The organism is Streptomyces sp. NPDC028331 (assembly GCF_055565775.1).
Map to the genome: position 1 here is coordinate 63,067 of NZ_JBVHTR010000023.1, position 10,659 is coordinate 73,725.

Here is a 10,659-nt window from a genome sequence, read left to right on the forward strand (position 1 = left end):
GGAAGTGAACAATGGCTCTGCCCGTGGCCACGGACGGGTGAGCGCACTCAGGGCGTGCGCTTGCGGTGTGGTCGCTACCCCAAGTTTCGCGAGGGAAGGTTCTCAGTGAGCCGTAGAACAATGCGAAGTTCGCGCGTGAAATCCGCCACGATGGTTTCGGTGGGCGCGCTCGCCGTCATCCTCAATGTCGCGCCGAGCGCGGAGGCCATCGCCGACGCGATCCACCGGGCCGGCGCGATCAGGGCCGTCGAACAACCGGGACCTCAGGGGCCGCAGGGGCCGCAGGGTGTGACGGGGGCGCAGGGTGTCCAGGGCCCGCAGGGCTTCCAGGGCACGCCGGGCGTCCAGGGGCCGCAGGGGCCGCAGGGTGTGACGGGGGCGCAGGGTGTCCAGGGCAAGCAGGGGGTCCAGGGCACGCCGGGCGTCCAGGGGCCGCAGGGCGTGACGGGGGCACAGGGTGTCCAGGGCTCGCAGGGCTTCCAGGGCAAGCAGGGGGTCCAGGGCACGCCGGGTGTCCAGGGGTCGCAGGGTGTGACCGGGGCGCAGGGTGTCCAGGGGTCGCAGGGCTTCCAGGGCACCCAAGGCACCCAGGGCACGGCGGGTGTGCAGGGGACCCAGGGTGTGCCAGGCGTCCAGGGCTCGCAAGGCTTCCAGGGGAATCAGGGCACGCAAGGCACGCAGGGCAATCAGGGTGTGCCAGGCGTCCAGGGCTCGCAAGGCTTCCAGGGGAATCAGGGCACCCAAGGCACGCAGGGGACCCAGGGTGTGCCAGGCGTCCAGGGCTCGCAAGGCTTCCAGGGGAATCAGGGCACCCAAGGCACGCAGGGGACCCAGGGTGTGCCAGGCGTCCAGGGCTCGCAAGGCTTCCAGGGGAATCAGGGTACGCAGGGTACTCAGGGCACCACCGGGGCACAGGGCTCTCAGGGCGATGTGGGTGCGACGGGTCCGCAGGGCGTCCAGGGTTCGCAGGGCTTCCAGGGCGATGTGGGTGCGACGGGTCCGCAGGGTTCGCAAGGCGATGTGGGTGCGACGGGTCCGCAGGGTTCGCAGGGCGATGTGGGTGCCACGGGTCCGCAGGGTTCCCAGGGTGACGTCGGTGCGACGGGTCCGCAGGGCTCTCAGGGTGACGTCGGCGCCACGGGCCCCCAGGGCTCCCAGGGTGACGTGGGCGCCACCGGTCCGCAGGGCTCCCAGGGTGATGTCGGCGCCACCGGTCCGCAGGGCGTCCAGGGTTCGCAGGGCTTCCAGGGCGATGTGGGTGCGACGGGTCCGCAGGGTTCGCAGGGCGATGTCGGTGCGACGGGTCCGCAGGGTTCGCAGGGCTTCCAGGGCGATGTCGGTGCCACGGGTCCGCAGGGTTCGCAGGGCGATGTCGGTGCCACGGGTCCCCAGGGCTCTCAGGGCGATGTCGGCGCGACCGGTCCGCAGGGTTCCCAGGGTTTCCAGGGAGACGTTGGTGCGCAGGGTGCGACCGGTGCGACCGGGCCGCAGGGTTCCCAGGGTTTCCAGGGAGACGTTGGTGCGCAGGGTGCGACCGGTGCGACCGGGCCGCAGGGTTCCCAGGGTTTCCAGGGAGACGTTGGTGCGCAGGGTGCGACCGGCGCGACCGGGCCGCAGGGTACGCAGGGTTTCCAGGGAGACGTTGGTGCGCAGGGTGCGACCGGCGCCACCGGCCCGCAGGGTGCGACCGGCGCCACCGGCCTGACCGGCGCCACGGGTCCGCAGGGTGCTCAGGGCGCCACCGGAAGCACGGGCGCGACCGGCCCGCAGGGGCCGCAGGGCGACACCGGCGCCACAGGTCCTCAGGGCCTCACCGGTCCTTCGGGCCCCCAGGGCGCCACCGGCGCCACGGGTCTGACCGGTGCCACGGGTCCGCAGGGAGCTCAGGGCGTCACCGGTGCGCAGGGTGCCCAGGGGACGCAGGGCACCACCGGCGCCACCGGTCCGCAGGGTGCCCAGGGCGCCCAGGGCTCTCAGGGCTCTCAGGGCTCTCAGGGTGCGGTCACCACCACCGTCGTGCCCGGGACCGCGGGTCCGACCTCGACGGCCACCTGTCCCGCCGGCCAGTCGGCACTCGGCGGCGGGTACCAGGCCGCTGCCGGCTCCGCCGCGAGCGAGAACGAGCCGATCGGCACCACGGGGTGGCAGGCGACCAGCAACGACGGCACTCCCCTCACGGCCTTCGTGATCTGCAGCCCGTGACCGGCCGCTCGGCCGCTGCATGAGCGACGGTGCCCCGAGGCCTCGCCTCGGGGCACCGTCCGCGTTCGGTGGGCCGAGCCGCATTCCACGACATCAGCCCGAATCGGGCCGGCCTGCCGGGAAGACACACCGGCCTTGAGTAGCGTGAGGGATGCGTTCCGGAAGACCGGGCACCCTCAGAACGGTGAGCGGTAAAGCCGGTAATAAAATCGGAGAAGTATGCGTATCCTTGTGACCGGCGGTGCCGGATTCATCGGTTCTGAATATGTCCGCCGGCGACTCGAATCCGATCCGGCAACGCGGATCACCGTTCTCGACAAACTCACGTATTCGGGGGTCGAGGCCAATCTCGCGCCGGTGGCGGAACACCCGGGCTACACCTTCGTCCAGGGCGACATCTGTGATCCGGACGTGGTCGACCAGGTGATGGCCGGCCAGGACGCGGTGGTCCATTTCGCCGCCGAGTCGCATGTGGACCGGTCGATCGAGGGCGCCGGTCCGTTCGTCCGTACGAACGTCATGGGCACCCAGGTACTCCTGGACGCGGCCCACCGGCACCGCGTCGGCCGCTTCGTCCACGTCTCCACCGACGAGGTGTACGGCTCGATCAGCGAGGGCTCCTGGACCGAGGAGTGGCCCCTGGCGCCCAACTCCCCGTACTCCGCCTCGAAGGCGGGCGCCGATCTGCTGGCGCTCGCCCACCACCGCACCCACGGCCTGGACGTCGTGGTCACCCGGTGCTCCAACAACTACGGGCCGTACCAGTTCCCCGAGAAGGTGATCCCCCGCTTCATCACCAACCTGCTCGACGGCAGGACGGTCCCCCTGTACGGGGACGGCCGCAACATCCGCGACTGGCTGCACGTCTCCGACCACTGCCGGGGCATCGACCTGGTGCTGCACGGCGGCAGGGCCGGAGAGGTCTACCACATCGGCGGCGGCACGGAGGTGAGCAACCACAAGCTCACCGGGCTGCTCCTCGACGCGGTCGGCGCGGGCTGGGACCGGGTCGAGCACGTGGCCGACCGCAAGGGCCACGACCTGCGCTACTCGCTGGACGACAGCAAGATCCGCGAACAGCTCGGCTACGCACCGCAGGTGGACTTCGCCGAGGGGCTGGCCGCCACGGTCGCCTGGTACCGGGAACACCGTTCCTGGTGGGAGCCGCTCAAGAAGAGGGCCGAGCTGCGATGAGCACCGGCTGGCTGGTGACCGGGGCGCGCGGGCTCCTCGGCCAGGACATGCTGGCCGAGCTCGCCGCCGATCCGGACGCCGTGGTGACGGGGTTCGGACGCGACCGGCTCGACCTCACGGACGCGGCCGCCGTGCGCGCGGCCGTCACGGGCCACCGGGTGGTCGTCAACTGCGCGGCCTGGACGGACGTCGACGGCGCCGAGGCGTCCGAGGCGGCGGCGACGGCCGTGAACGGCACGGGTGTCCGCCACCTGGCAGCGGCGTGCGCGGACAGCGGCGCACTCCTGCTGCACGTCTCCACCGACTACGTGTTCCCGGGCGACAGCCGCCGGCCCTACCCCGAGGACGCGCCGACGCGGCCCGTCAACGCGTACGGGCGCAGCAAACTGGCGGGCGAGCGGGCCGTCGCCGAACTGCTGCCGGACACCGGCTGGATCGTCCGGACCGCCTGGCTCTACGGCGCGCACGGGCGCAACTTCGTGGCCACCATGCTCGACCTGGCCGCCCGGCGCGAGACCCTGGACGTGGTGGCCGACCAGCACGGCCAGCCCACCTGGTCCCGCGCGCTGGCCCGGCAGCTCGCCGCCCTCGGCCGTGCGGCCCTGGCCGGGCGGGCACCCGCGGGCGTCTACCACGGCACCGCGACCGGCCACACCACGTGGTACGGCCTGGCGCGGGAGACCTTCCGCCTGGCCGGCCTCGACCCGGACCGGATCCGCCCGGTCGGCTCGGACAAGTACCCGCGCCCGGCCGCCCGCCCGGCGTTCGGCGTCCTCGGGCACGGCAACTGGGCCCGCTGCGGCCTGCTGCCCCTGCCACGGTGGGACGACCAGCTCACCGCGGCCCTCGCCACGCCCCCCTTCGCCGCCCTGGCCGGCGCGGCGCGCACGAGCGGCGCACACCAGCCGGCCTGAAGGACCCGGCCCCCACACGAAGGCGCCCTGCGGAACCCGACGGTCCGCAGGGCGCCTGCCGCATGGGGGCGAACGTCGGCTGTGGGGGCGCTAGTGCTGTGACCGGAAAGGTTTGCCGGGAAGCTCGCGGCGTCCGGTGCGGTACATCGCAAGGCGGAGCATCGCCCGCGTACTGGATGTACTCGGGTGATGCGACAACGCGGCGAGGTGCCGTGCCGGGCGTCGCGAGCCGGTGAACCTTTCCGGTCACAGCGCTAGACCAGCAGCGGGCCTCCGCAGCGCTCGGCGCCCTCCTTCATCGCGATGAGGTTGGCGACGACGTAGGAGATGTTGTTCTGCGAGTGCCACTCGGTGGGGAAGTAGGTCACCAGCCGCGACGACTGGAACCTCGCCTGGATCTCGGGCACGAACGCACGGTACTGGTTGTCCGTGTAGTACCAGAACGAGTTCTCGTTGTAGAAGGCGACGTGGGTCGGGTCCTGGTACGCGCCGCGGCCGTCGGAGCTGGGCGTCATGCTCAGGAGCATGCCGCCGGGGGCCAGCAGCCGGTAGATCTCGTTGATCAGCGGTACCTTCGCGGGCACGTGCTCGAGGAAGTCCACCGCCCGCATCAGGCCGACGGAGTTGTCGGGCAGGTCCAGCCGCTCGGGCAGGGTCGCGACGATGTCGACGCCCTCTCCCGGGTACTGGTCCACGCCCATGTAGCCGGGCGGCTTGCGGTGGGCCGCGCCGAGGTCCAGCGCGAGCAGTCCGCGCCGGTGCGTCCAGGCGAGGGCGTTGGCCTCGATGTACTTGTCGTACAGGGCGACCGTCTCACGCTGGATGTGCGCGTTGATCTGCGGGTCGCGCTGGGTGTTCGCGGGGTGCATCCGCTGCAGGTACAGGCAGCGGGGGATGTGGTGGAAGTCGCCCAGGTGGAACAGACGGCACATCAGGTCCTGGTCGTCCAGCACCGTGCGCGTGGCGTCGTACCCGCCGGCCTTCTCGTAGCTCTCCTTGCGGAACGCCCGTACGTGGTTGGGCGCGTACCAGATGTAGGAGACGTTGTGCGGGGTCGGCGCCATGGAGAGGGCCTGGAGCAGTTTGCGGCCGTCGACGCGCACCTCCTCGTACTTCCAGCCGTGCGCCTCGTTGAAGCGGGTGTCGTCCCGCTTGCCCTCCTCGGTGATCTGCGCGGTGTTGCTGTAGACGAGGACGGCCTCCGGGTGCGCGTCGAACGCCTTGCCGAGCTCTGCCAGGCACGCCTTCGCCAGGAGGTCGTCGTGGTCGAGTTCCACGAGGATCTCGCCGCGCGCCAGTTCGCAGGCCCTGCGCTTGGCCGCCCCGACCCCGCGGATGCTGTCCGCGATCTCCACCCGGACCCGGTCGTCGGGCTGCTCCGGCCGCCACCGGGCGCCGTTGTTGAGCAGGACGATCCACTCCCAGTCCGAGCAGGTCTGCGCCTGCAGGGTCTTGAGGCACTCATCGAGGAATCGGGGCTGGTGGCTGGGGGTGAAGACGGAGAACCTGGGTGTCGCTGTCGACGTCATCTGGTGGCACCTGCCTGGCTCGATGTCGGGGTGGGGCTTACGTCGTCCCGGAAGGGTTCCGGTACCTCGGGGTGCAGGGACGGGTCCGTCTCGACGGCGCGGCGGAACTCTTCCTCGGCCTCGCCGTCGCGGTGCTTGTCCGCCAGGATCCGTCCGAGCTGGAGATGGGCCGTGGCGGCCTTGGGAGTGGCGGCGATGGCACGCTTCAGGAGGGTGATGGCCCGGTCGCTGTCGCTCGAGGTCAGCAGGATCGCCTCGTTGTAGAGGGCCGACGCGTAGGACGGGTCGATCTTCAGTGCCTTGTCGTAGGCCTTGCGCGCCTCGGCGGTCTTGCCCTCCTGCTGTGCGACGACCCCGAGGTCGTACCAGGCGACCTTGTTGTGCGGGTCAAGTTCCAGCACCCGCCGGTAGGTTCGGGCCGCCCCGGCGAAATCGTGGTACTGGAGCTGCAGATTGGCGGCCTGAAAAAGCGTGTTCGCCTCCTGGGCCTTTCGGCTCGCCGACGCGTTCTTGGATTCCGGGGGTGCGGTCGAACGGGAATGCACCACCCAGAACGTCACTCCGCCGGCGACCGCCGCCGTCGCGGCCAGCCCTGCCCACAATCTCCTACGTTTCACGCGGCCGACGTTACGAGCCGACCTCGTTGACGTGGGCGTTCGGCGGGTACTTGACGCCGTGGACCACTCGAATGTACGCAATGGGGTCGTATGCGGCGGGAGCGGTATCCCAATTCCGTGTTCTCATCCGTTAATTGGGTGGGCCGCTCGTCAATTCACCGGTGCCGAAGTGATCGTTGAATGCTTCGGAAGTGCGCGGCGGGGCGCTGCGCCCGGCGGTGGGAACGCGGTCGGTTGTGTGGCGCCCGGTCCGCGCGTCGTGGTCGTCCACGCGGACCGGGGCCGTCGGGGGGAGCCGCTTCGCGGCTCGGAGGGTCAGCCCGCGGTGATCGGTTCGCGGGGGTCGGCCAGTGCGGCGCTGTGTGCGTCCATGCGTTCCGCCGAGAGGATCGCCGCCGCCGTGTCCGCACGGGACGCGGCCACCACCAGGGCGCGGCCCGCCAGGGCGTGGGCGCGGCGGTGCAGGGGCGTGGTGCGCGGCTCCGATCCGCGTGCGGCGGTCGTCGCGCGCAGGGGGGCCACGCCACCGCGCAACCGCGCCACCTGCCCGGCGAGCCGCTCCGCGGCCGTGTCCAGATCGGCGGAGGGCGCCAGTGCACGCAACTCGTCCGTCACCGCGAGCAGCGCCGCCAGGTGCCCCGCGAGCTGGATGTCCAGCTCCTCCTCGCGCGAGCGGTGCGGGAAGTCGGCGTCGGCGGCGTCGGCCATCGTGTGGACCGACTTGGTGCGGATCGGTTCGTACATGGGACGGCCTCCTGTGCTCTGACAGGAAGCCATCTTAGCTTGGATTTCGTCTAAAGTTGACCGGAACGCAGAATTGCTCCGTGATCAGGCGACGCGGGCGTCACGGCTGGCCGTAGCCGTCCAGGAAGTTCCCGATCCGGGTGATCGCCGACGTCAGGTCCGCCACCGTCGGCAGGGTCACCACCCGGAAGTGGTCCGGCTCGGTCCAGTTGAAGCCCGTCCCCTGGACGACCATGATCTTCTCGCGCCGCAGCAGGTCGAGAACCATCTGCCGATCGTCCTTGATCTTGAAGACCTTCGGGTCGAGGCGGGGGAAGAGGTACAGCGCGCCCTTCGGCTTCACGCAGGTCACGCCCGGGATCTGGGTCAGCAGGTCGTACGCCGCGTCCCGCTGCTCCTTGAGCCGTCCGCCCGGCAGGACCAGGTCGTTGATCGTCTGCCGGCCGCTGAGCGCCGCCACCACGCCGTGCTGGCCCGGCATGTTCGCGCACAGTCGCATGTTCGCGAGGATCGTGAGCCCCTCGATGTACGACTCCGCGTGCGCCCGGGGGCCCGAGATCGACATCCAGCCCACCCGGTACCCCGCCACCCGGTAGGCCTTCGACATGCCGTTGAAAGTGAGGGTCAGCAGGTCCGGGGCGACCGCGGCGGTGGGGGTGTGCCGCGCGCCGTCGTAGAGGATCTTGTCGTAGATCTCGTCGGAGCAGACGAGGAGGTTGTGCCGGCGGGCGATGTCCGTCAGGCCCCGGATGACCGTCTCGTCGTACACCGCGCCCGTCGGGTTGTTCGGGTTGATGATGACGATCGCCTTGGTGCGGTCGGTGACCTTCCGCTCCACGTCCGCGAGGTCCGGCATCCAGTCCGACTGCTCGTCGCAGCGGTAGTGGACGGCCGTGCCGCCCGACAGGGACACCGCCGCGGTCCACAGGGGGTAGTCCGGCGCCGGTACCAGCACCTCGTCGCCGTCGTCCAGCAGGCCCTGCATGGCCATCACGATCAGCTCGGAGACGCCGTTGCCGATGAAGACGTGCTCGACGTCCGTCTCGATGCCGAGGGTCTGGTTGTGCATCACGACCGCCCGGCGCGCGGCCAGCAGGCCCTTGGCGTCGCCGTAGCCGTGTGCCGTCGAGACGTTGCGGAGGATGTCCTCCAGGATCTCGGGCGGGCAGTCGAAGCCGAAGGCGGCCGGGTTGCCGGTGTTCAGCTTGAGGATGCGGTGACCCGCCGCCTCCAGCCGCATCGCCTCCTCGAGAACCGGGCCCCGGATCTCGTAGCAGACGTTGGCGAGCTTCGTGGACTGGATCACCTGCATGTCCGCGAGCTTACGGCCGCGTAACGCCGCGTGCGGCGTGTTTTCCACCACGTGAGACGGGTCCGATCGGCTGGTTGCCGCCGCGACTGCACCAGGAGTCCCCCTCGCCTCTACAATGCGCCCACATGTCATGGCAGCATCAGTCCGGCGACGGCGCGTACGGCCCGGATGGCGGGGCATACGGGCCGAACGCCGCGAACGGGGCGGCGGCCGGGTACCCCGCCGATGGATCGCATCCGGGCGGCGGCGAGGAACGGAATCAGCCGAACGTGTATCACCCGTATGCCGTCACGGCGCCGGACTACGAGGGCTACGCCGATCCGGCGGCCGCCCACGGCTGGCAGAACGCGTACGACGCCACGCGCGAGCTACCCGTCGTCTCCGAGGGCCCGGACGGCTCCGAGGGCCCGGACGGCTCCGGGGGTCCCGGCAGCTCCGGGGGCCCCGACGGCTCCGGAGGTCCCACGGCACCGCGCCCCGACCGCGCTTCCCGGCGCCGGGCCCGGACCCGCTCCCGCCTGCCCCGCCGTGCGGCCGTCGCCGTCGGCGCGCTCGGTGCCGTGGGCGTCGCGGCGGCCCTCGCCGGAGGCTTCGGCTCCTCTTCCCCCGGCACGCCCGCGGACGCCGGGCAGTCGCCCCGGCCGAAGGCGGCGCCGTCCGCGCCGCCCACGCAGGTGAGCGCCTCCTCCGTCGCCGCCGAGCCGTCCCGCACCGCCGCGCCCCCGGCCGCCGCGCCCCGGGCGTCTGCCACCGATGCCTCCGTCACGCCCGGCGCCGCGCGGGCCGCCGCTCCGGTGCCGGACGCCTCCGCGGCGCCCACGTCCGCCGCCGGGCAGCCGTCCGCCTCCCCGACCCCCTCCGCGACCGTCACCGCGCCGGGCAACTCCGGCGGCAAGCCGGGCCGTGGCCGGGGGGCCACCAAGGCGCCGAAGTAGCCGGCCGCCGTGTGCGGCCGAAACCACGGCCGAAACCACGGCCGAAAACCGCGTCCGAAAACCGCTCCTTGTTCCCGCACGCCCTTCCGTTGACAATGCGCATGACAAAACAGGGGCGGCCGGAAGACCTCCGGCCGCCCACGTCATCGCCACCCCATCGAGAGGGGACCCCCCACATGAGAAAGCCTCTCGCCGCCGCGCTCCTCGCTCTGGCCCTGGCCGGAGCCGGCGCGGCACCGGCGGTCGCGGCACCCGCGCCCGCCCGGACGGCGACGGTCACGGCCGCACCGGCGGCCACGGCCCCGGCAGCCGGGACGGCGACGAAGGACAGGACGGCCACGATCCAGGCCGTCGACTTCGCCGGCACCGTCTCGCTCAGCAACTGCTCCGGCTCCGTCATCCGCTTCCCGAACTCGGCGGACAGCGACCCCGCGCTCGTCCTGACCAACGGCCACTGCCTGGAGACGGGCTTCCCCGAGCCCGGCGAGGTCATCACCGGACAGTCCTCCAGCCGCTCCTTCGGCCTGCTGAACTCCTCCGGCACCCGGATCGCCACGCTCCGCGCCAATCAGGTCGTCTACTCGACCATGACGGACACGGACGTCACGATCTACCGCCTCACCACCACCTACGCGCAGATCAAGAGCTCCTACGGCATCAGCGCCCTGACCGTGAGCGACAGCCACCCGGTCGCCGGCACCGCCATCAAGGTCGTCTCCGGCTACTGGAAGCGCATCTACAGCTGCAGCATCGACGGGTTCGTGTACCGCCTGAAGGAGGGCGACTGGACCTGGAAGGACTCGGTCCGCTACACCTCCGCCTGCAACACGATCGGCGGCACCTCCGGGTCGCCCGTCGTCGACAACGCCAACGGCAAGGTCGTCGCCGTCAACAACACCGGCAACGAGGACGGCGAGCGCTGCACGGAGAACAACCCCTGTGAGGTCGACGCGAGCGGGAACGTCACCGTCCGCCAGGGCATCAACTACGCCGAGGAGACCTACCAGATCCCGGCCTGCTTCGGCGCCGGCAACAAGCTCAACCTGAACGCGAGCGGCTGCGTCCTGCCCAAGCCGTGACCCGCGCGGGGGGGGGGGGGGGAGGGGGGGGGGGGGGGAGGGAGACACCCCCCCCCCCCCCCCTCCTCTTCCTTCCTCTCCCCCCAAAAAGAAAGTGACCCAGAAAGGCGGGGCATTCACCGGCCGATCGTGC

The 10,659-nt window shown here is 71.4% G+C and carries 9 protein-coding genes; 5 read left to right on the forward strand and 4 right to left on the reverse strand.

Annotated features, from left to right (window positions below; genetic code table 11):
- Positions 1 to 135 precede the first annotated feature (135 nt).
- The 3 genes from ACZ4SW_RS28555 (at position 136) to rfbD (ending at position 4,310) form a co-directional block, all read left to right on the forward strand.
- On the forward strand, positions 136 to 2,202 hold the full coding sequence (locus ACZ4SW_RS28555; RefSeq protein ID WP_468251366.1) for a collagen-like domain-containing protein: 2,067 nt from the start codon (positions 136 to 138) through the stop codon (positions 2,200 to 2,202).
- Positions 2,203 to 2,421: 219 nt separating this feature from the next.
- Complete coding sequence (gene rfbB, locus ACZ4SW_RS28560; protein WP_468251368.1) at positions 2,422 to 3,396, forward strand: dTDP-glucose 4,6-dehydratase; 975 nt, start codon at positions 2,422 to 2,424, stop codon at positions 3,394 to 3,396.
- Positions 3,393 to 4,310: a dTDP-4-dehydrorhamnose reductase gene (gene rfbD / locus ACZ4SW_RS28565; protein ID WP_468251370.1), complete on the forward strand. Its 918-nt coding sequence runs from the start codon at positions 3,393 to 3,395 to the stop codon at positions 4,308 to 4,310. Before rfbB ends, rfbD begins: the two co-directional genes overlap by 4 nt.
- A 254-nt stretch (positions 4,311 to 4,564) precedes the next feature.
- Here the strand turns inward: rfbD and ACZ4SW_RS28570 are convergent, their stop codons facing one another.
- From ACZ4SW_RS28570 to ACZ4SW_RS28585, 4 genes are all read right to left on the reverse strand, one after another.
- Positions 4,565 to 5,839: a glycosyltransferase gene (locus ACZ4SW_RS28570; protein WP_468251372.1), complete on the reverse strand. Its 1,275-nt coding sequence runs from the start codon at positions 5,837 to 5,839 to the stop codon at positions 4,565 to 4,567.
- Positions 5,836 to 6,456 carry a tetratricopeptide repeat protein gene (locus tag ACZ4SW_RS28575; protein ID WP_468251374.1) on the reverse strand — a complete coding sequence of 207 codons (621 nt, stop codon included), beginning with the start codon at positions 6,454 to 6,456 and terminating at the stop codon, positions 5,836 to 5,838. The genes ACZ4SW_RS28570 and ACZ4SW_RS28575 overlap by 4 nt, the downstream gene beginning before the upstream one ends.
- A 315-nt stretch (positions 6,457 to 6,771) precedes the next feature.
- Positions 6,772 to 7,200 (reverse strand): SCO4983 family protein, encoded by a 429-nt coding sequence (locus ACZ4SW_RS28580; RefSeq protein ID WP_468251376.1) that lies wholly within the window; start codon positions 7,198 to 7,200, stop codon positions 6,772 to 6,774.
- Between the two features lie 100 nt (positions 7,201 to 7,300).
- Positions 7,301 to 8,512 (reverse strand): pyridoxal phosphate-dependent aminotransferase, encoded by a 1,212-nt coding sequence (locus ACZ4SW_RS28585; protein ID WP_468251378.1) that lies wholly within the window; start codon positions 8,510 to 8,512, stop codon positions 7,301 to 7,303.
- A 125-nt stretch (positions 8,513 to 8,637) separates the two neighbouring features.
- Here ACZ4SW_RS28585 and ACZ4SW_RS28590 point away from each other — a divergent pair, with 125 nt between their 5' ends.
- Both ACZ4SW_RS28590 and ACZ4SW_RS28595 read left to right on the forward strand, forming a co-directional pair.
- A complete protein-coding gene (locus ACZ4SW_RS28590) occupies positions 8,638 to 9,447 on the forward strand; it encodes a hypothetical protein (protein ID WP_468251380.1) in 810 nt (269 codons plus the stop codon).
- Between the two features lie 176 nt (positions 9,448 to 9,623).
- Positions 9,624 to 10,526 (forward strand): S1 family peptidase, encoded by a 903-nt coding sequence (locus ACZ4SW_RS28595; protein ID WP_468251382.1) that lies wholly within the window; start codon positions 9,624 to 9,626, stop codon positions 10,524 to 10,526.
- The last annotated feature ends 133 nt before the right edge of the window (positions 10,527 to 10,659 follow it).

Bases quoted from the DNA above. Each gene is read 5' to 3' on its own strand.
- ACZ4SW_RS28570 (WP_468251372.1), bottom strand. From the start codon at position 5,839: ATGACGTCGACAGCGACACCCAGGTTCTCCGTCTTCACCCCCAGCCAC.
- ACZ4SW_RS28595 (WP_468251382.1), top strand. From the start codon at position 9,624: ATGAGAAAGCCTCTCGCCGCCGCGCTCCTCGCTCTGGCCCTGGCCGGA.
- rfbD (WP_468251370.1), top strand. From the start codon at position 3,393: ATGAGCACCGGCTGGCTGGTGACCGGGGCGCGCGGGCTCCTCGGCCAG.
- ACZ4SW_RS28580 (WP_468251376.1), bottom strand. From the start codon at position 7,200: ATGTACGAACCGATCCGCACCAAGTCGGTCCACACGATGGCCGACGCC.
- ACZ4SW_RS28585 (WP_468251378.1), bottom strand. From the start codon at position 8,512: ATGCAGGTGATCCAGTCCACGAAGCTCGCCAACGTCTGCTACGAGATC.
- rfbB (WP_468251368.1), top strand. From the start codon at position 2,422: ATGCGTATCCTTGTGACCGGCGGTGCCGGATTCATCGGTTCTGAATAT.
- ACZ4SW_RS28590 (WP_468251380.1), top strand. From the start codon at position 8,638: ATGTCATGGCAGCATCAGTCCGGCGACGGCGCGTACGGCCCGGATGGC.